This window comes from Sphingomonas sp. DBB INV C78, assembly GCF_042693015.1.
Classification (GTDB): domain Bacteria; phylum Pseudomonadota; class Alphaproteobacteria; order Sphingomonadales; family Sphingomonadaceae; genus Sphingomonas_E.
The window spans coordinates 501,647-520,785 of the sequence record NZ_CP170544.1 but is presented as its reverse complement, the minus strand read 5'-3'; the positions used below and the strand labels follow the sequence as shown (position 1 = coordinate 520,785).

The following is a 19,139-nucleotide window of genomic DNA, read 5'->3' as shown; positions in this document are numbered from 1 at the left end:
GCGAGCCGCCTTCTGCCGACTTTTCCGGTCACTGACCGAGTGTGGCCGCGGTGCATCGTCGGCGAAGCCGCGGACAATCTGCCCGGGCCTTGAAACTCATTTCGCTGCCGCGAGTTTAACGTGAGTTACAATGCAGTTTACATTGGCGTCAGCAAACGGCAGATATTGCAAACTGGTTTTGCGGTTGCCCGTCAGGGTCGCGGGGAAGCGCTCGTCCGGTCAGCTGGACGAGCGCTTCCTTTTTTGAGTTCAGCCGCCGCGTAGCGCGCTCACCGTAACCGCCGGCCCGATCTGCTCGATATCCGTCTTGAGGTGCAGCAAGGCGACGCCAGGCTGCTCCTGTGCGCGGGCAAGCGCGGCCGCAAAGTCCGCCGTCTCCGTCACCGTTTCCGCCCAGGCGCCGAAGGCGCGCGCATAGGCCGCGAAGTCCGGGTTGACGAGATCGGTGCCGGATATCCGCGCCGGATAGCGCCGCTCCTGGTGCATGCGGATCGTGCCATAGCTGCCATTGTCGATGATCAGCACCAGCATCTTCAGGCCATAGCGCACCGCTGTCGCCAGTTCCTGCCCGTTCATCAGGAAGCAGCCGTCACCGGCCAGCACGATCGTCTGCCGATGCGGTGCGCGCAGCGCCGCGGCGACGCCGGCGGGCAGGCCGTAGCCCATCGCGCCAGCGGTCGGCGCAAGCTGGCTCACCGGGCCGGAATAATGCCAGAAGCGGTGCCACCAGCCGGAGAAATTGCCGGCGCCGTTGCAGATGATGCTGTCCTCGGGCAGCAGATCGCGCATCAGCGCCACGCAGGCGCCCAGGTCGAGCTTCTGGCCATTGGGCTGGGGCGTCGCCCAGGCTTCCCACTCAGCATGCGCCTCGCGCCCCGTGGTAAAGCGCGGGAAATGCTTGCTCGAAGGCACACCAGCCTCGCCCGCGCGATAGACGGCTGCCTCCAGCGCCAGCGCGAAGCTATTCACGCCTGCGCAGATCGCCAAGTCTGTCGCATAGACGCTACCCAGCTCGTTCGGGTCGGGATGGACGTGAATCAGCTTCTGGCCGGGATGTTCGGGCGTGATCAGCGTATAGCCGTCCGTCGTCGCCTCGCCGAGCCGCGGGCCGACCACCAGCAGTAGGTCAGCTGCCTTCACCCGCTCCAGCAGCTTGGGATTGGGTCCATAGCCAAGATTGCCGGCATAGACCGGGCAGTCATTGGCGATCGCATCCTGGCGCCGGAAGGCAACGGCGACGGGGAGCCCCCAGGCTTCCGCCACCTTGGCGAAGCTGCGTGCCGCGGTATCGGTCCATCCCGCCCCGCCGACGATCGCCAGCGGTCGCTTCGCTTCGGCCAGTAGATCGGCGATCTGGCCGATCATACCGGCGCCCACCGCCTGAGCCGGCCGCTCGACCCGGACGCGATCGACCGCGTCCGCCACGTCGGTCAGCATGTCCTCGGGCAGCGCCAGCACCACCGGTCCCGGCCGACCCGACATTGCAATGGAATAAGCGCGCGCGACATATTCGGGGATGCGCGCCGCATCGTCGATCCGTGACGCCCATTTGGCGATCGGCGAGAACATTGCCGTGAAATCGATTTCCTGGAACGCCTCGCGATCACGATCGCCCCGCGCGACATCGCCGATGAACAGGATCATCGGCGTCGAATCCTGCATCGCCACATGGACGCCGATCGAGGCGTTGGTCGCCCCCGGCCCGCGCGTGACAAAGGCGATGCCGGGGCGATTGGTCATCGCCCCGTCCGCCTCCGCCATGAAGCCGACGCCGCCTTCCTGCCGCGCGACGATCAGTTCGATCTCCGGCGTATCGTGAAGGGCGTCGAGGACGGCGAGATAGGATTCGCCGGGAACGCAGAAGATGCGGTCGCATCCCTGCGCGAGAAGAGCATCGACCAGGATACGGCCGCCAGTGCGCTTATTGTTCATTGCGCATCCATAGCGGGCGGCGATGGGCGGAAAAAGGCCCCTTCAATCTGCACGCATGGCAAGCACGATTGCACGGGAAGCAATCGGGACGAGCTTTGATTGACGGCCATCCCCACACCCCTCTATCTGGCGGCAAAAGGTCAGTCAGCGGAGTGGGGCATGGCGAACAAGATATATCCCGATGCGGCATCGGCGCTCGATGGGCTCCTGTTCGATGGCATGACGATCGCCGCTGGCGGGTTCGGCCTGTGCGGCATTCCCGAGAGGCTGATCGATGCGATCCAGGCGTCGGGCGTCAAGGATCTGACGGTCGCCTCCAACAATGCCGGGATCGACAATGAAGGCCTCGGCAAGCTTCTCCGTACGCGGCAGATCGCCAAGATGATCTCGTCCTATGTCGGCGAGAACAAGGAGTTCGAACGCCAATATCTCGCCGGCGAGCTCGAAGTGGAATTCTGCCCGCAGGGCACACTCGCCGAACGGATGCGGGCCGGCGGCGCCGGCATTCCCGGCTTCTACACCAAGACCGGCGTCGGCACTTTGGTGGCCGAGGGCAAGGAATTGAAGGAGTTCGACGGCGAAACCTACGTCCTCGAACGCGGCATCCGTGCCGACCTTTCGATCATCAAGGGCTGGAAGGCGGACGAGGCCGGCAACCTCATCTTCCGCAAGACCGCGCGCAACTTCAACCAGCCCGCCGCCACATCCGGCCGGATCTGCGTCGCCGAGGTGGAGGAAATCGTCCCCGTCGGCAGCCTGGATCCCGACGGCATCCATGTGCCCAGCATCTATGTGAAGCGTCTCGTCCTCGGTGCGCCCTACGACAAGATGATCGAATTCCGCACGACGCGCGCAAGGGAAGCTGCGTGAGCCTTCGGGCGGCGCTGGCAATGACTGGCGCCGCAGCGCTGCTCTCCGGCTGCGCCGCCGCCATCCCGCTCGCTGCGGGGGGCATGATTGCGCGTCAACAGGCCAACAAGAATAGTGGCGCGGCCACGCTGGCACAGCCGCCTCTATCGCGGGTGGCGGAAGCGCGGCCAACGATACCGCCTGCTAAAACGCCTCCGAAACCTGCCAAAGTTCAACCCGAACGTCGTGCTGTTGAGCGTCGCGCGGCCATGCCGGATCGTTCGGAATCCAGGCCCAAAATAGCTCTGACAGGCTTAACCTCCCTTCCGCCGCCATCCGCCGCGGCGAGCGGGCAATTGGGCCAATATCAGCCGCTGGTAGCATATCTGGCCGAACAGGCTGCGGCGCGGGCGTCCAGCGCCACGCTGAGTTCTGTTGTCCTGACGCCTGGCTCACGCCTTGACGCGCCCGCCTTCGATCCATGCGGGCAGAAGCCACTGGCGGTAATCTTCAATCTGGACGAGGCCGAGACGGCCAATGGCGATCCCGACGCCCGGTGGCGACGCTGGAAAGGAGACGGCAGTGACAGCGTCGTCGTGGCGCGGGGCGCGGTCGAGGCAGTTGCGGCCGTCCGCCGCAGCGGCGTTATCGTCATCTACGCCTCTGCCCGATCGCCAGCAGGCGCCGCAGGCATCACCGCTTTGCTGGACCATCTCGGTCTTGGTCCAGCCGAACTGGGCAACACGCTGTTCCTCCATGCCGACAGCAAGACGGTCGGCATTGATGACGCTGTCCGCCAAGCCATCGCCGCTCGTTATTGCGTGATCGCAATTGCCGGCGATGAAAGCAGCGATTTCAGCAATCAGATCGGCATTGGCGGCGGCAGGGCAATCACGCCCCGGGCCGCGACGTCCGGCACCCGGCTCACTTCGCTGTGGGATGCCGGCTGGTTCATGCTGCCTAACCCCATTCGTTCGACCAATATTGCGGCAGCGGCCCAATGATCGCTACCGCGCTCCTTCTCACGCCTTGGAGACATGCATAATGCCTTGGGATCGCAACCAGATGGCCGCCCGCGCGGCGAAGGAATTGCAGGATGGCTTCTATGTCAATCTAGGCATCGGCATTCCAACGCTGGTGGCGAACAATATCCCCGCAGGCATGGAGGTCACGCTCCAGTCCGAAAATGGGATGCTGGGCATCGGTCCCTTCCCTTATGACGATGAAGTCGACGCCGATCTGATCAACGCCGGCAAGCAGACGATCAGCCAGTTGCCGCAGTCGAGCTTTTTCAGCTCAGCCGACAGCTTCGCGATGATCCGCGGCGGCCATATCGATCTCACCGTGCTCGGCGCGATGGAAGTGGCGGAGAATGGCGACATCGCCAACTGGATGATTCCCGGCAAGATGATCAAGGGCATGGGCGGCGCGATGGATCTCGTCGCGGGCGTGAAGAAGATCATCGTCGTGATGGAGCACAACGCCAAGGATGGCAGCCCCAAGTTCATCCCGGCCTGCACGCTCCCGCTCACCGGCCAGAATGTGGTAGACATGATCGTGACCGACCTCGCCGTCTTCCAGCGGCCCGATCACCAGTCGCCATTCAAGCTGATCGAGCTCGCCCCCGACGTCACCGCCGACGAGGTCGCCGCCAAGACGACGGCGCACTATCTGAGCTGAGGGCGCGTCGAGCGCGCCCAAATGCGCTTCAGAAGCGGAGGAACCTGTTCATCGCCTGCATCGCACGGTGCATACGGAGAAACGGCTTTGCGCATGCGGCGTGATAAAGGCCGTTGAGGCTTTCCACGTCATGATTGGGGTCAGGGTCGAAGCGCACCATTTCGGTCGGTTCACCCTGACGGATTACGCCCTTGCAGCTATGGCAATATTGGTGCTGCGGCTCACCTTCGAATCGGTCGGCATTCAAATCGAGAAACATCAATCACTTCCTTCGGGCCGGTATCCAGCCGGCGGATCTCCCCTTCTGGGATCGCCCATGATGGCATGTGGAACGGTTAAGAGCGACTGAACCAAGCGCCAGACACAGGCTGCCCCGTCCATCGCGCGACCCGCCGCTTTCGTCGCGGCATTCTGGTTACGCCAGGGCAACGATGCTTGATCCGCTGCCAGCTTTTCCGAGGAGGTGGCCTTGGCCAGCCAGGCAATCGCGGCGCGCAGGCTCGCGCCCGAACAGATCTTCTATACCGGGCTCGCGGCGTCGATGCTCGCCGCAGTGACGATTGCCTTCGCGCCGACCTATTATCTCGTACCGGTCAACGGCCGCCCCGATTTCATCGTGCCGCCGACGCCGCTGGTACACGCGCATGGCGCAGTCTTCACCGGCTGGATCCTACTGTTCATGGCGCAGACTTCGCTGGTGGCGGCCGGCAGACCGGACATCCACCGCAAGCTCGGCCTTGTCGGCCTGCCGATCGTGATCTCGATGATCGTGCTCGGCACATTGGCCGGCCTGCACGGCGTCACCCGCGCTTCCGGCCCGCCCATCGTGCCACCGCCATCCTGGGCGGCCATCCCGCTGTTCAGCGTGCTCGGCTTCGGCGGCCTGATCCTCGCCGCGCTGTGGAACCGGCGTATACCCCAAACGCATAAGCGGCTGATGGTGATGGCGATGGTCGCGATGATGGGCGCCGCCTTTGGCCGCATGCCCTGGTTCGCCGGGCTTTTCGGTATCGTAGCGATGCCCTGCATCTACATTGCCGCGCTGGCCTTGTGGGACATGGCGACGCTGCGGAGGATTCACCCGGCCACCTTGTGGGGCGGTCTTTACGCTTTTGCGGCGATCAGCGTGCCGGTCCTCGTCTGGCAGACGGATGCCTGGCTCGCCTTCATCCACTGGGCGACGGCGCTGGTGGTTTGAACCTCCAGCGCCGCCTTTCTCGTCAGACGTAATATTGCGCCGCGTAATTGCGGAACTTCATGATCGGCCCGTCGCCCGCGCACAGGCGCGGATGCGTGAGGTGCTTCTTGTAATCGAGCACCTTCAGATCCTGCTCCACCTCGAAGCAGAAACGCTCGACGAAAGCCTTGCCGATCTGGTCGATGATCTCGCGCGGCCCCTCATCCTTCAGGAACAGCCGGGCGCGCTGAACGACACGCTCCTCGTCGATCGGCGTGAAGGAGATCACGAACAAAGCGGTGAAATGAACGCCCTTGTAGAACTGGGTCAGCAGCGAAATGCCGCTCAGGTTCATCTCGAAGCCCGAAATCGGCGTCTCTTCGCCCGCATTGGGATCCGTCGTGTATTGGACGTGGAGGCCATAGTCGCGCGGCTCGAACAAAGTGATATCCGGCAGCGCCGCCGCATTGTGAAGCTGGGTCACATGCGCGGTATCGAAGATATTCTCCAATATATCGCGGAACGGGCAAGTCATCTCCCAGCTCTTTTCCGCATAGCGGATCCACTTGGCGTCGCCGCGCAGATGGCTGGCGTCGAACGGCTCGAACGTGGGCTGGCCGCCCGACGGATCGTGCCAAATCAGCACCATCCCTTCCGTTTCGCGGGTCGGGTAGAGCGTGAGGCGCACGCTCGCGGGCACCGGCACGTCGGTATAGGGAATATGCTCGACCTTGCCGGTCGCGCTGTCGAATTCCCATTTATGGAAAGGGCAGGTGATCCGGCCTTCGCATAGCTTGCCGTCATGGCTCGCCAGATGCGCACCAAGATGGGGGCAATAGGCGTCGGCCACCTGCGCCTTGCCGTCCTTGGTGCGGTAGACGATCATTTCCTGCCCGAACCAGCTCACCGGCAGCATCTTGTCGCCGGTCACATCCTCCGCTTCGGCGATGCAGTACCAGCCTTTGGGAAAATCCTTGTCGGCCGATCGGTGGCGCATGGGAATCGGGCTGATCGCGTTCATGGAGCCTCTCCTTGTTATGGTTCGACGGAGAGGAATATCACGCAGCATACGCCCGTCAATATTCCATACATATGTATGGCCTTGTTTTCGTGTCCGGCTCGATTAGGGATGGTGTATGTCGATCACGCCGCGCATCGTGGAACCATCGCATTCGCTCTCGCTGCGCGAACAGCAGCGCCGCGCGACACGCACGCGCATCGTCGAAGCCGCGCTGCTCGTGTTCGAAAAGCGTGGTATGGGCGCCGCGACGATCGAGGAAATATTGGTCGCCGCCGGTGTGTCGCGCGCCACCTTCTACGCTCATTTCACCGGGAAGCCCGATGTCGGCCGCGCGATCCTGGCGGATATGTGGGATCGGGCGACCGATCTCTACACGGCTTTTACCGCCTTGCCCGATTGGTCGCGCGCGTCGATCCGCCGTTGGCTGGCCCATGTCGGTGAAGCCTGGCGCATCCATCATGATGGGATGCGCACTTTGCTGCGCGAAATGCTGGCTGAGCTATCCGCGGATTCGCGAGAGCATCAGGCCGATTTCGTCGCCGCCCTGATCGGCGATGGGGCGCGTTGGTCCGCCTTCTCGGCAGCGGAAGCCCAACGCCGCGCGCAATTGCTGATCTTCCAAGTCGAACGATCGATGATGGCGGTCCACATCGAAGGGTGGGACACGGATTTCGAAGCGCTGCTCGACACGCTCACTGACATCTGGGCGGGGACGCTCACGCCCACGTCACGCTGAGCGCCTATTTGTCGAAATAATTGTCCCATTTGTGTCGCCGCTTGCGGCCGGCCTGCCATGCCGATCGCACGGCGAAAGCAATACCGGTCAACAGCAGCAGCAGCGCCATCGCCTTTTCTCGTCCGCCCCCGCCGAAGAGGAACATCAGCCCGAGCGCGGCGATGCAGATGATGCTGAACAGAGCCCAGGCGGCCACCACAAGCTTTCGCTGAAAGGTAGTTTTCGGCCGGCGCGCAGATGCCACGAGCAATGCGGCGGCGCCCAGCAGCATAGTCGCGGAACTGAGGGGATTCATCGTGTGCCGGGCAAGCCCGAAACCAAAATATGCTGCAGCCAATAGGCCAACGATCAAAGCGAAGAAGCGAGGTAGAGCCACGTTTTTCCTTTGCGACCGTTCTGCCCTAATGACTACCGTCTCTCATCCTTCCGGTCAAAGGCATCCGTGGTTAGCAACGTCGCGCCGATCAGGAATTCGACATTGCCTTCCGGCCCCGTGATCGGGCTGATCGTCACGCCCTCGACGACCCAGCCGACCGATCGCAACCAGGCCGCCACCTCCTCGCAAACCCGCGCGTGCACCTCGGGATCACGGACGACGCCGCCTTTTCCGACTTCGGCTCTGCCCGCCTCGAACTGCGGTTTGATGAGCGCGACGAGATGCGCACCGGGTCGCGCGAATTTCAGCGGCGCTTCCAGCACCTTGGCAAGCGATATGAAGCTCGCGTCGCAGACGACGATGTCGATCTGCTGCGGAATATGCTGCGCGGTCAGATGCCGGGCATTGGTGCGTTCATGCACCACGACCCGCGGATCCTGGCGCAGCTTCCAGGCTAGCTGGTTCGTTCCCGAATCCACCGCATAGACACGCTCCGCACCGTTGGTCAGCAGCACGTCGGTGAAACCACCCGTGGACGATCCGACATCGACCGCAATCGCCCCTGTCACGTCCCAGCCGAAATGCTCCAGCCCATGGGCAAGCTTGACGCCGCCGCGCGATACCCAGGGATGATCGCGTCCGCGCACGTCGATCGCGGCATCCGGCGGCAATGCCTGCCCCGCTTTTTCCACCTTGCGATCAGCCACATAGACGAGCCCGGCGAGGATCAACGCCTGCGCCCGCGCGCGGCTCTCCGCAAGGCCTCGCTCCACCAATAACTGATCTGCTCGCACGCCTTTTGCCATAGCTCGTCCATGGCCGATCGGGCTGCCGCAATAAAGCCATAATTCGGCTTGCGCCCTATTGCCTACTATATCACTAGAGTTATCTTCAACACAGATTCGCACGCACTCAAGCTGTGCGAAGGGATCGGGAGACGGTGCATGGCGCAAACAATCTCCGAATTTGGCGGCCGGCAGCCGCTGGTCCTGACGGTGCCGGGCCTCGGCGGCTCTGGCCCGGCGCATTGGCAGAGCCTGTGGGAACAATCGCGTAGCGACACAGCTCGCGTCGAGATGGGCCTGTGGGATTCGCCCCGCCGCAATCCGTGGGTCACCAAACTTGATCAAGTTATCCGCACGGCCGAAAAGCCCGTGGTGCTGGCGGCGCACAGCCTCGGTTGCCTTGCCGTCGCCTGGTGGGCCGAACTGGCCGGGCAGCCTTGGGGTTGGCCTGTCGCCGGCGCACTACTGGTGGCGCCACCGGATATCGGCCATCCCGATGCACCCGGCGAGCTTGCCGGCTTCGCGCCTGCACCCCGGACCAGCCTGCCCTTCCCTTCGATCCTGGTGGCCAGCGAGGATGATCCCTTCGCGTCCATCCAGCGCAGCTTCGATATGGCGCGCGATTGGGGCAGCCACTTCGTCAATATCGGCCATTGCGGGCATATCAATGCCGCCAGCGGCATCGGCCTCTGGCACGATGGCCAGCGGCTGCTCGACCATCTGGTCGGCGCGGCCGAGGGCTCCCTCGCGCAGGGTGAAGGCCTCAACGAGATCCTTGCCGCCGCGGAGCGCAAGGAGGCCGGGCTGCGGGCGATCTGAGCAGCCGCCTGCAGCCCGGTCGTATCAATCCTCGTTGGCCGAAAATGTCCCGCTCGTCTGAAGGACATAGGGTTTAACGGTCGTCGGCTGGTTCATGTAGAGAGGTCTGCGCGCTCCGCGCAGCCTCTCCTTGCCGATCTCCAGGAAACAGACCTTGTCGGACTGGTTGCCGCCCAGCACATGATAGCTCTTGGCGCTTTCGCCGATATAGAGTGCGACGTGCCCGCCCCCCGGCCGGATGAAGGTGAGCACGTCGCCCAGCATCGGCTGGCCGGCATCCACGCCGAACTTGCCCCAGTTGAGCGCCCATAATGGATCCTTGACCGGAGTCTTGCTCGCACGCTTGGCAACGATCGCGATGAACAGCCCGCACCACGGTACGGAATCGGCGGTGTAGCCGCGCCTGATCGACGGGTTATCGAGCTCTTTCACCCACTGCATGATCACCGGATTATTGCCCGGTCCGGGCTGCTCGCGGGTATCGAACAACTTCAACGCCTCCTGCACCATGCGGGGCAGCGGGCTCAAAGCTTCGAGGAAGCGGTATTTCTGGGGCAGTTGCGGCATTCGTTGCTCCTTTCGCGGCTTCAAAGCCGTCGACTGCAGGAGCGACCCATCCGGTCAGGCCCAAACAAGCCCGCCGTAGCCAGCGATTATAGCGAAATTCCGAATGTAGGACAGCCGCCTATCAACAGCGGCAGGGACTACGGAGATCAGGCCCGTGCGCCCTCGATCACACCCACATTGTTGCGCCGCAACGCCGCCAACACCGTCGCCACGATCGCTTCGGCGTCCAGCCCCGCTTCCTCATATTGCCTTTCGGGCTTTTCATGGTCCTGGAAGACGTCCGGCAGGCGCATCGTCCGCAGCTTCAGGCCACCGTCGATCAGCCCCTCGTCGCTGGCAAGCGTCAGCACATGCGCGCCCAGCCCGCCGATCGAGCCTTCTTCGATCGTCACGGCAACCTCGTGCGTGGTGAGAAGCTGCCGGATCAGCGCCTCGTCCAGCGGCTTGGCGAAGCGGAGATCGGCCACACTGGTGGAAAGGCCCAGCGCCTCAAGCTGATCGGCCGCCTTCTCGGCCTCCGCCAGCCGCGTGCCGAGCGACAGGATCGCCACCGCCTTGCCTTCGCGGACCAGCCGCCCCTTGCCGATCGCGATTCGCTCGGGCGTCTCGGGGATGGCCAGGCCGGTGCCATTACCGCGCGGATAGCGCACCGCGATCGGCCCGCTGTCGTGGAGCGCCATGGTGTGGACCATGTTGGTCAGCTCGACCTCATCGGCGGCCGCCATCACCACGAAATTGGGGAGCGACGCCAGATAGGTGACGTCGAAGCTGCCGGCATGGGTCGCGCCATCCGCACCGACCAGGCCGGCACGGTCGATCGCGAAGCGGACCGGCAGGTTCTGGATCGCGACGTCATGGACCACCTGGTCGTAAGCGCGCTGCAGGAAGGTCGAATAGATCGCGCAGAAGGGACGATAGCCCTGCGCCGCAAGGCCGGCCGCGAAGGTCACGGCATGCTGTTCGGCAATACCGACGTCGAAGCTGCGCTCCGGGAAGGTCGTCGCAAACTTGTCGAGGCCCGTGCCCGAAGGCATCGCCGCAGTGATCGCGCACACCTTGTCGTCGCGCTTCGCCTCGGCGATCAGCGCGTTCGCGAAGACGCCCGTATAGCTCGGCGGTCCCGGCGGCGCCTTTGCCTGCACGCCCGAAACCACGTCGAATTTCTGCACGCCATGATATTTGTCGGACGCGGCCTCGGCCGGGGCATAACCCTTGCCCTTCTTGGTCACGACATGGATCAGGATCGGACCCTCGGCCGCGTCCCGCACATTTTCCAGGATCGGGATCAGATGGTCGAGATTATGGCCGTCGATCGGGCCGACATAATAGAAGCCCAGTTCCTCGAACAAGGTGCCACCCATCGTCATGCCGCGGGCGAACTCGTCGGTCTTGCGCGCGGCATCGTGCAGCGGGCGCGGCAGTTTGCGCGCAAACCGCTTGGCGAGATCGCGCAGCGACAGGAAAGGCCGGCTCGAAACCAGTCGCGCCAGGGACGCCGAAAGCCCGCCCACGGGCGGCGCGATCGACATGTCATTGTCGTTGAGGATGACGATCAGGCGGTTGCCGGCGGCTTCCGCATTGTTCATCGCCTCATAGGCCATGCCGGCGGACATCGCCCCGTCGCCGATCACCGCGATCGCCTTGCCCGGCTGGTCGGCCAGCTTATTGGCGACGGCAAAGCCCAGCGCCGCCGAGATCGAGGTCGAGCTGTGCGCCGCCCCGAACGGATCATATTCGCTTTCGGACCGCTTGGTGAAACCGGACAGGCCACCGCCTTGCCGCAAGGTGCGGATGCGATCGCGGCGTCCCGTCAGGATCTTATGGGGGTATGCCTGGTGGCCGACATCCCAGATCAGCTTGTCGTTCGGGGTGTCGAAAACATAATGGAGCGCGACTGTCAGTTCGACGACGCCCAGCCCCGCACCCAAATGGCCGCCCGTCACCGACACGGCCGAGATCATCTCTTCGCGCAATTCCTTCGCCAGTTCGCCAAGCTGTTCAGGCTTCAGCCTGCGCAGGTCCGCTGGCGTGACAACCGTATCAAGAAGCGGCGTATTCGGGCTTTCGGACATGTAAGCGGACGATCCTTTCAAACCACCCCCGTAGTCCATCTATCCGCGAAGGTGAACCATCGCAGATCAAGATACGGAGGAGATTCGGTCAGCCTTTATCGCAGTCGGCGCACGTCCCGTGGACTTCGACGATCGGGCGCTTCACCGAAAAGCCAGTTTTTTCAGCGGCTCGGCGGACATTACCGCTCAGGCTGTCATCGTCGATATGGGTCGCCTGCCCGCAATTGTCGCACACCAGGAAGATGCAGTCGTGCTGACAGTCGGGATGCGCGTTGGCGACATAAGCATTCACGCTTTCCACCCGCCGGGCGAGGTTCGACGCCACGAACAGATCGAGGATGCGATAGATGCTGTTGGCGGCGATCCGCCGGCCCTCGGCCTTGGAAACGGCCTCGGCGATGTCATAGGCGGATGCCGGACGCTCGAACTTGGCGAGCGCGTCGAACACGGCAGCGCGCATCGCCGTCCATTGCTGACCCGATTTCTCGAGCGTGTCGCGCGCCGCCTGCTTGAGCGACGCACCTTCATGCATGACATGGGAATGCGCGTGGGCCATGCGGCAAATCTAGGCGTTGCCTGCCCTTTCGGCAAGCAGCGGAGGTTAGATCAGCGCCCGGCGGTTGAGATCATGGCCCAATGCGACAAGCGCCACGCCGATGATCGTGTAGATCACCTCCCCCGCATTATGGGGCATGGAGAGCGCACCGGCCATCACGCCGATGCCCAGGCCACCGATCGCACCCGGCATCATGAAGCCATGGCTCATCACGCCGCGGCCGAGGCCGAGCACCGCAAAGCCGATCGCCAGCACAAGGCCGGCTTCGTGAATCGAATGATGGAGCAGGATGCCACCGGCCGAGGCCAGCAGCGCGACCAGCACGGCGGACGCAATGCAATGCGCGAGGCAAAGGCCCGAAAGGCCGATCGCCAATCGGTCAAACCAATGACTGCGTCCCGCAAACTCCGGCACGATCCCGAATCCACTCCTCTGGTCGGCGTCCGCAATGGCATGATCCGGAATAAGATACAACATATCATTTCGACATGTGACATCATCGCCTCGCGCCCGATCTGCTAGGGTCCGCCAGACAATCACGACTCGGGGAGACGGAAATGCCGACCGGTGGATGCCAGTGCGGAGCGGTGCGCTATGAAATGGGCGACGCGCCGCTTCATCACGCTTATTGCCATTGCACCGATTGCCGCCGCTCTGCCGGCGCGCCTTTGGTGTCCTGGGCGATGTTCCCGGCCGACGATGTGAAGCTATTGTCGGGTGAGCCCAAGGTCCACGCATCGTCCGAACATGGCCGCCGCCATTTCTGCAGCACCTGCGGAACCGGGCTATTCTATATCAACGAAGAGATGCTGCCCGGCATGATCGACGTTCAGACCGCGACGCTCGACGAGCCCGACGCCTTCCCTGCCCCCGATGCTCACATCCAGGTCGCCGACCGCATTGTCTGGATGAAGGATGCGCATCGCAAGCCGGAGTTCGATCGCTACCCGCCGATGGACGACTGACGCCCCGCCCCTTGTTTAGCCCGGCGGCGGCAGGCATAGGCGCGCGCATGTCGCTTTCCACCACCGTGGCGGCCAGCCGGCCCGCCGCCCAGCCGCAGCCGGCGCGCATCGCCCGCTGGCTGCTCGTCGTCGCCCTGATGGTCTTCACCATGGTCGTTGTCGGCGGAATCACCCGCCTCACCGAATCGGGCCTGTCGATCACCGAATGGAAGCCAGTAACGGGCGCCATCCCGCCGCTCAACGAAGCGCAGTGGATGGCCGAGTTCGAAAAATACCAGCAGATCCCGGAATATCAGCAGATCAACCGGGGCATGAGCCTTGAAGCGTTCAAGCACATCTTCTTCTGGGAATATGTCCATCGCCTGCTGGGCCGGCTGATCGGTCTGGCCTTCGCGCTGCCGCTCCTTTGGTTCTGGGTGCGCAAGCAGATCCCCGCGGGCTACCTCCCCCGCCTGCTCGCCTTGCTCGCGCTCGGCGGCCTGCAGGGCGCGATCGGCTGGTGGATGGTGACTTCGGGCCTCACCCACCGCACCGATGTCAGCCATGTGCGGCTCGCCATCCACCTGCTCACCGCCTTGTTCACGCTCGGCGGCCTGGTGTGGACCGCGCTCGACCTGTTCGATCTCCAGCGCAATCCCGCCGCCCGACCGGCGCGGCTGACCGGGCTAGCCGCAGCGGCGCTGCTCATCCTCTTCCTCCAACTCCTGCTCGGCGCCTTCACCGCCGGCCTCGACGCCGGCTACGCCTTCGCCGAATGGCCGACGATGGGCGGGCGTTTCTTCCCCGAAGGCGTCGCCTTCCTCGAACCCGCGTGGCGCAACCTCGTCGACAATCCCATTGTCGTGCAGTTCGTCCACCGCTGGTTCGCCTGGCTGACGGCCGCCGTGCTGCTGGCGCTCGCATGGAAGGCGCACAATCTGGGCGTGAAGGGCCCGGTCCACGCCATCGCCACCTTCCTCTTCCTTCAGATCGGCCTCGGCATCGCGACTTTGCTCACCGGCGTCGACATATATGTCGCCGTCGCCCACCAGGCCATCGGCGCGCTGCTGGTCGCGAGTGCCGCCTGGACCGCCCATCGCGTCGGCGCGCGTCAAGGATAAGGGCAGGCGCATGACCGCCATCGCCACCGTCTATGCCGTATTCGCGGACGAGGCGGAGGCGGAACGGATCGGCCGGGCGATGGTGGAAACCGGCCTCGCAGCCTGCGTGAACATCCTCGCCCCCTGCCGCTCCATCTACCGCTGGCAGGGCGCGATCGAGGAAGCGACCGAAGTCCCCGCTTTGTTCAAGACGCGCGCGGACCAGGCCAACGCCCTGATCGCCGCGATCGCCGCCAAACACAGCTACGATGTGCCCGCCGCCGTAGCCTGGCCGATCAGCGCAGCGCACCCGGCCTATGAGGCCTGGGTCAGAGATGGTATCTAGATACCCCTCATGAAACCCGCCATTTTTCTTGACTCTGACCCCCCTCATCGCCATTAGGCCCCTCGTCTGCGCCGCTCCTCGTTGGGCGGCGTGCTTTGTTTTCGAAAAGGTCCGAGCCAATGAAAGCGCTCATGAAGACCACCAAGTCGGCAACGCCGTACACGGTGGAAAAGAAGTGGCTGCTGATCGACGCCGAAGGGCTCGTCGTCGGCCGCGTCGCCAGCATCATCGCCAACATCCTGCGCGGCAAGCACAAGCCGAGCTTCACCCCGCACATCGATTGCGGTGACAATGTCATCGTCATCAATGCGGACAAGGTGCGCTTCACCGGCAAGAAGCTGGGCCAGAAAATCTATTACAAGCACACCGGTTATGCCGGCGGCATCAAGGGCGTCACCGCCGCCAAGGTGCTGGAAGGCCGCTTCCCGGAGCGCGTTCTGGAAAAGGCCGTTGAGCGCATGATCCCGCGCGGCCCGCTCGGCCGGCAGCAGATGCGCAACCTGCGCATTTTCAACGGCACCGAACATGCCCATGGCGCGCAGAACCCCGAGGTTCTCGACGTCGCCTCGATGAACCGCAAGAACAAGGTGGGCGCATAATGTCCGACAATCGCCAGTCTCTCGCCGATCTCGCGGCCCTGACGAACGCCGCGCCGGCCCCGGCTCCGGCCGCTGCGGCCGCCCCGGCTTCTGACGAAGCCGGCTACGAAGTCGCCGCTCCGATCGCCCCGGCCCTGCCGACCACGCCGCTCCGCGAACAGCAGATCGACGCGCAGGGCCGCGCCTACGCCACCGGCCGCCGCAAGGATGCCGTTGCCCGCGTGTGGCTCAAGCCCGGCACCGGCAAGATCACGATCAACGGTCGTGACCAGGAAGTCTATTTCGCGCGCCCAACGCTGCGCCTCGTCATCAACCAGCCGTTCGGCGTCGCCGAGCGTGATGGCCAGTATGACGTCGTCTGCACCGTCAAGGGTGGTGGTCTTTCGGGCCAGGCCGGCGCGGTCAAGCATGGCATCAGCCAGGCGCTGACCCGCTACGAGCCGATCCTGCGCGCCCCGGTGAAGGCCGCCGGCTTCCTGACCCGCGACAGCCGCGCGGTCGAGCGTAAGAAGTACGGCAAGGCGAAGGCCCGCCGCAGCTTCCAGTTCTCGAAGCGCTAAGAAAACGGCCTTTGGGCTTACGGAAAGGGCGTCCCTGCGGGGGCGCCCTTTTTGTTTGTGCCATCGCCAGTTTTGAAAGCAACGGACGGGAAGCGACAATCTTCAACATGGCCTAGATCGGCTGTCAGGACGAAGGAGATGAGACATGGCTTACGCCTACAAGACAGTCGCCTCCCCGGTCGGGGCATTGAAGATCATCGCAAGTAGCGAAGGGTTGGCCGCGATCCTGTGGGAGAATGATGATCCCAAGCGCGTGCGGCTGAACCCACTGGTCGAGGATGCCGACCACCCGATTCTGACCCAAACAGAAAAGCAGTTGTCCGAATATTTCCGCGGCACCCGTCGGGCGTTTGACCTGCCGCTCGATTTCAAGGGCACCGATTTCCAGAAGAGCGTCTGGCGCGCGTTGCTCACAATCCCGTTCGGCGAGACACGCAGCTACGCCGATATCGCGCGCGCAATCGGCCGACCGACCGCCTTTCGTGCCGTCGGCGCCGCCAATGGCAAGAACCCGGTCTCGATCGTGGCGCCCTGCCACCGCGTGATAGGCACCAACGGCACCCTTACCGGCTTCGCAGGTGGGTTGGAGGCAAAGCGACACCTGCTCGGGATCGAAGGCGTGAGGAGCGCCGCTTGAACTCCTCTGGGGGTCGCACCGTGACGTCGAGCTGCCCCGCCTCCACACTGAGTTCGTTGAGCGAATGCCGCGCATCGCGCAGCGTTTCGCCACGGCCATCGTTGCCCTTCTTGCCCATCAGCGGGTGATGGCAGGCGACGATCGCCAGAAGATCGGGCGGGCAGTCACGAAGCCGCTCGACAGTCTCGACGATAAAGGGGCGTCCCGCGAGGGGCGCCCCTTTATCTTTGGCCATGCTACCGTTAGGCCGGCACGCGACGCCGCTGTTCTCCCCGCCGGCGGAGACGCATGGCGCCGCCCGCCATCGCAAAGCCGGTGATCATCATCGCCCAGCTTGCGGGTTCGGGCACGTCCTGCGGCCCGGCGAGATCCCAGCCGATGGCATCGAAGCCCAGCGCATCGAAGCTGCTGATCGACAGGAATTCGCCGGTCGCAGCTGTCGGGTCCATGATGCCGATGCCGAGGCTGTCCTTCCAGTGGCTGGCCTGCCGACCATCACCGAAATTCACGCCCGTCGAAAACAGCGGTCCGGCCGTCGCGCCGCCATCGAGTGAGAAATATTTCGCCCGCGTGTCCGCGGTCCAGTCGATCACCCCGGCCGCGCCGCTCGCATCCGAATAGCGGAACATGTCGAGCGGGCTGACGAAAACGAACTGATCGGCCAGGAACGGTCCGCCCAGCGGCGGACTGTTGATATCGAGAATATCGACACCGCTGATAAAGCCCAGCGCGTGGCCGATTTCGTGGGTGGCGATCCCGACAAAATCATATTCGCCCACAGAAATGCCGTCGGTCGGATCGTAATCGAATGCAAAGTCGCTGTTGAACTGGATGCCGGCGTCGCAATTGGACGTGCAGATCCCAACCGTGCCGCTGCCCGCATTCAATCCCAACGCTCGGGCATTGGCCGCGGTCATGTTGATGGTGCTGTTGTTCGCCCCGCTCGAATCCACATAGGGCGTCGCCGAACCGGCGCCATTGGGACTGTCAGAGGTGCGGTTGATCAGCATCCCGAAGCTGCTGCCACCGGCAAGATGCGACACTGCCGAGGTGTCAGCCGCGCTCTTCGCATCAGCCGCCAGCGCCGTCTTGAAGTCGGTATAGCTGAAGCTCACCCGCCGCGACGCCGCCTGCCCGAGGATACCCGGCGCCAGCGAGGCCGTGCCGACGGTCAGATTGACGGTGGCATTGTCGCTGAACAGCGTGGACCAACGGTTACCGGCGTCGATAAAGGCCTGCTGCGCCTGGGCGCTGGTGCCCGCAGTGAAGGTGAAGTTGAACGTCACCGCGGCTTCCGCCGGTGCACTCATCGCCAGAATGGATGCAAGCGTGGCAACGCCAAGCATGGTTGTTGCAGATCGTCTCATCGCACCCCCCAATAACAAAGGGATCCGCCGCTAGAAGCGGATCAGAGAAGGCCAAAAAATGCGAGTCGGAGAACGAAATCTCTATTACCCTGAATCGAAGATCGACCCCAATATGGGAGTCCCTCGTTACTGTCCCAATGTGAAACTATATTTCTATTGACTGGTCAAATTTGTCCAATAGAAATATAGACAAGCAATTGAGATTTTGACGATTTCGATCTTAAAAGGTATATGGATACCCTGGCGCGATTTCGCGGACCTTCAAGCCATCGTCCGAACCATGACGTCGAGCCCGCCTTGCTCTACGCGCAACTCGTTAAACGAGGGCGGCGCATCACGCTGTCGTTCGGACAAGGTGCCAGCGCCAATCAGCCGCACCGAGCCTGCTGCCGTTTCGAAGCGTGAGTCGAACGGCTGGTGGACATGCCCGCTCAGCACAGCATCAGCACCGGCCGCAGTGATCGCCTCCAGCGCCTTCTGCCCACGCAACGTCTCCCCATGCGCTGCGGTCACCTCGGAACCGATCAGGGGGTGGTGGCAGGCGACGATGGCCAGATGATCGGGCGGGCAGGCACGCAGCCGCTCCACCGCTTCGGCGATCGCGCGGCGACGCACCACGCCCCAGGACCAGTTGAAACGCCATTGCGCCCGTGTCGTCGTGCGCAGCGGCACCAGCCATATGCCCGGCAGGTCCAACGGCCGCTCAAGTGCGCGTTCGAGCTTCCGGAAACGCCCATAAGGCGATGTCATCCGCGCGATCGGGTTGAAATAAGGCAGGTCATGATTGCCCGGCTCGATCGAAACCGGCACATCGAGCGCCAGTAGCCATTCGGTCGCCGCCTCGAACTCGCGCGATCGCGCCCGCATCGTCAGGTCGCCGGTGACGATCACCGCGTCGGGGCGTTCCGCGCGCACACGGTCAGCGAACCACGCCACGGCCACGGCATCCTCGCGGCCAAAATGCAGGTCGGAAATGTGGAAGAGGCGGGTGGCGGCCATAAACCGTAAAGCCACCA

The 19,139-nt window shown here is 63.7% G+C and carries 22 protein-coding genes and 2 pseudogenes; 12 read left to right on the top strand and 12 right to left on the bottom strand.

All coding sequences use genetic code 11. The annotated features are described in order from the left end of the window. Positions 1–249 precede the first annotated feature (249 nt). Entirely contained in the window at positions 250–1,932 is a 1,683-nt protein-coding gene (locus ACFB49_RS02715; RefSeq protein ID WP_380875620.1) for a thiamine pyrophosphate-binding protein, read from the bottom strand. A gap of 159 nt (positions 1,933–2,091) precedes the next feature. On the opposite strand from ACFB49_RS02715, the gene ACFB49_RS02710 reads away from it, so the two are divergent. The 3 genes from ACFB49_RS02710 (at position 2,092) to ACFB49_RS02700 (ending at position 4,461) form a co-directional block, all read left to right on the top strand. After that, the gene (locus ACFB49_RS02710; RefSeq protein WP_380875618.1) at positions 2,092–2,802 is read left to right on the top strand and encodes a CoA transferase subunit A; all 711 of its coding nucleotides are present in this window, start codon (positions 2,092–2,094) and stop codon (positions 2,800–2,802) included. A gap of 335 nt (positions 2,803–3,137) precedes the next feature. Continuing rightward, complete coding sequence (locus ACFB49_RS02705) at positions 3,138–3,785, top strand: acid phosphatase (protein WP_380875616.1); 648 nt, start codon at positions 3,138–3,140, stop codon at positions 3,783–3,785. A gap of 40 nt (positions 3,786–3,825) precedes the next feature. Next, a complete protein-coding gene (locus ACFB49_RS02700; RefSeq protein WP_380875615.1) occupies positions 3,826–4,461 on the top strand; it encodes a 3-oxoacid CoA-transferase subunit B in 636 nt (211 codons plus the stop codon). A 28-nt stretch (positions 4,462–4,489) separates the two neighbouring features. On the opposite strand, the gene ACFB49_RS02695 is transcribed toward ACFB49_RS02700, so the two are convergent. Next, positions 4,490–4,720 (bottom strand): hypothetical protein, encoded by a 231-nt coding sequence (locus tag ACFB49_RS02695; RefSeq protein ID WP_380875612.1) that lies wholly within the window; start codon positions 4,718–4,720, stop codon positions 4,490–4,492. Positions 4,721–4,930: 210 nt separating this feature from the next. Between ACFB49_RS02695 and ACFB49_RS02690 the strand changes: the two genes are divergently transcribed. Then, a complete protein-coding gene (locus ACFB49_RS02690) occupies positions 4,931–5,659 on the top strand; it encodes a hypothetical protein (protein WP_380875609.1) in 729 nt (242 codons plus the stop codon). A gap of 22 nt (positions 5,660–5,681) precedes the next feature. Here the strand turns inward: ACFB49_RS02690 and ACFB49_RS02685 are convergent, their stop codons facing one another. Then, positions 5,682–6,659: a Rieske 2Fe-2S domain-containing protein gene (locus ACFB49_RS02685; RefSeq protein ID WP_380875606.1), complete on the bottom strand. Its 978-nt coding sequence runs from the start codon at positions 6,657–6,659 to the stop codon at positions 5,682–5,684. Positions 6,660–6,774: 115 nt separating this feature from the next. Between ACFB49_RS02685 and ACFB49_RS02680 the strand changes: the two genes are divergently transcribed. Continuing rightward, positions 6,775–7,395 (top strand): TetR/AcrR family transcriptional regulator, encoded by a 621-nt coding sequence (locus ACFB49_RS02680; RefSeq protein WP_380875604.1) that lies wholly within the window; start codon positions 6,775–6,777, stop codon positions 7,393–7,395. A 4-nt stretch (positions 7,396–7,399) separates the two neighbouring features. On the opposite strand, the gene ACFB49_RS02675 is transcribed toward ACFB49_RS02680, so the two are convergent. Beyond that, positions 7,400–7,666: a hypothetical protein gene (locus ACFB49_RS02675; RefSeq protein ID WP_380875601.1), complete on the bottom strand. Its 267-nt coding sequence runs from the start codon at positions 7,664–7,666 to the stop codon at positions 7,400–7,402. Positions 7,667–7,803: 137 nt separating this feature from the next. After that, a complete protein-coding gene (locus tag ACFB49_RS02670) occupies positions 7,804–8,577 on the bottom strand; it encodes a TlyA family RNA methyltransferase (protein WP_380875598.1) in 774 nt (257 codons plus the stop codon). A 138-nt stretch (positions 8,578–8,715) separates the two neighbouring features. On the opposite strand from ACFB49_RS02670, the gene ACFB49_RS02665 reads away from it, so the two are divergent. Further along, complete coding sequence (locus ACFB49_RS02665) at positions 8,716–9,375, top strand: RBBP9/YdeN family alpha/beta hydrolase (RefSeq protein ID WP_380875596.1); 660 nt, start codon at positions 8,716–8,718, stop codon at positions 9,373–9,375. 24 nt (positions 9,376–9,399) lie between these two features. Here ACFB49_RS02665 and ACFB49_RS02660 read toward each other — a convergent pair whose 3' ends face one another. The 4 genes from ACFB49_RS02660 to ACFB49_RS02645 all read right to left on the bottom strand — a co-directional run bounded on the left by ACFB49_RS02660 (position 9,400) and on the right by ACFB49_RS02645 (position 12,984). Further along, positions 9,400–9,942 carry a TIGR02594 family protein gene (locus ACFB49_RS02660; protein WP_380875593.1) on the bottom strand — a complete coding sequence of 181 codons (543 nt, stop codon included), beginning with the start codon at positions 9,940–9,942 and terminating at the stop codon, positions 9,400–9,402. Positions 9,943–10,088: 146 nt separating this feature from the next. Next, the gene (gene dxs / locus ACFB49_RS02655; RefSeq protein WP_380875591.1) at positions 10,089–12,014 is read right to left on the bottom strand and encodes a 1-deoxy-D-xylulose-5-phosphate synthase; all 1,926 of its coding nucleotides are present in this window, start codon (positions 12,012–12,014) and stop codon (positions 10,089–10,091) included. Positions 12,015–12,102: 88 nt separating this feature from the next. After that, entirely contained in the window at positions 12,103–12,570 is a 468-nt protein-coding gene (locus tag ACFB49_RS02650) for a Fur family transcriptional regulator (RefSeq protein ID WP_380875589.1), read from the bottom strand. 45 nt (positions 12,571–12,615) lie between these two features. Further along, positions 12,616–12,984: a MerC domain-containing protein gene (locus ACFB49_RS02645; protein ID WP_380875587.1), complete on the bottom strand. Its 369-nt coding sequence runs from the start codon at positions 12,982–12,984 to the stop codon at positions 12,616–12,618. Between the two features lie 143 nt (positions 12,985–13,127). Here ACFB49_RS02645 and ACFB49_RS02640 point away from each other — a divergent pair, with 143 nt between their 5' ends. From ACFB49_RS02640 to ACFB49_RS02615, 6 genes are all read left to right on the top strand, one after another. Beyond that, positions 13,128–13,535, top strand: a complete 408-nt coding sequence (locus tag ACFB49_RS02640; protein WP_380875584.1) for a GFA family protein — start codon at positions 13,128–13,130, stop codon at positions 13,533–13,535. A gap of 47 nt (positions 13,536–13,582) precedes the next feature. After that, positions 13,583–14,635, top strand: coding sequence for a COX15/CtaA family protein (locus ACFB49_RS02635; protein ID WP_380875582.1), 1,053 nt, complete (start codon positions 13,583–13,585; stop codon positions 14,633–14,635). 10 nt (positions 14,636–14,645) lie between these two features. After that, positions 14,646–14,960: a divalent-cation tolerance protein CutA gene (gene cutA / locus ACFB49_RS02630; RefSeq protein WP_380875579.1), complete on the top strand. Its 315-nt coding sequence runs from the start codon at positions 14,646–14,648 to the stop codon at positions 14,958–14,960. Positions 14,961–15,079: 119 nt separating this feature from the next. Further along, complete coding sequence (rplM, locus tag ACFB49_RS02625) at positions 15,080–15,559, top strand: 50S ribosomal protein L13 (protein WP_380875576.1); 480 nt, start codon at positions 15,080–15,082, stop codon at positions 15,557–15,559. Further along, positions 15,559–16,119, top strand: a complete 561-nt coding sequence (gene rpsI / locus ACFB49_RS02620) for a 30S ribosomal protein S9 (RefSeq protein WP_380875574.1) — start codon at positions 15,559–15,561, stop codon at positions 16,117–16,119. Before rplM ends, rpsI begins: the two co-directional genes overlap by 1 nt. A gap of 145 nt (positions 16,120–16,264) precedes the next feature. Then, the gene (locus ACFB49_RS02615; RefSeq protein ID WP_380875573.1) at positions 16,265–16,756 is read left to right on the top strand and encodes a methylated-DNA--[protein]-cysteine S-methyltransferase; all 492 of its coding nucleotides are present in this window, start codon (positions 16,265–16,267) and stop codon (positions 16,754–16,756) included. Positions 16,757–16,998: 242 nt separating this feature from the next. Here ACFB49_RS02615 and ACFB49_RS02610 read toward each other — a convergent pair. The 3 genes and pseudogenes from ACFB49_RS02610 to ACFB49_RS02600 all read right to left on the bottom strand — a co-directional run. Further along, positions 16,999–17,109, bottom strand: a pseudogene (locus tag ACFB49_RS02610) (PEPxxWA-CTERM sorting domain-containing protein); the annotation flags it as partial. A gap of 27 nt (positions 17,110–17,136) precedes the next feature. Further along, positions 17,137–18,066 (bottom strand): annotated as a pseudogene (locus tag ACFB49_RS02605) (NF038122 family metalloprotease); the annotation flags it as partial. Positions 18,067–18,384: 318 nt separating this feature from the next. Next, positions 18,385–19,122: a metallophosphoesterase family protein gene (locus tag ACFB49_RS02600; RefSeq protein ID WP_380879802.1), complete on the bottom strand. Its 738-nt coding sequence runs from the start codon at positions 19,120–19,122 to the stop codon at positions 18,385–18,387. Positions 19,123–19,139 lie beyond the last annotated feature (17 nt).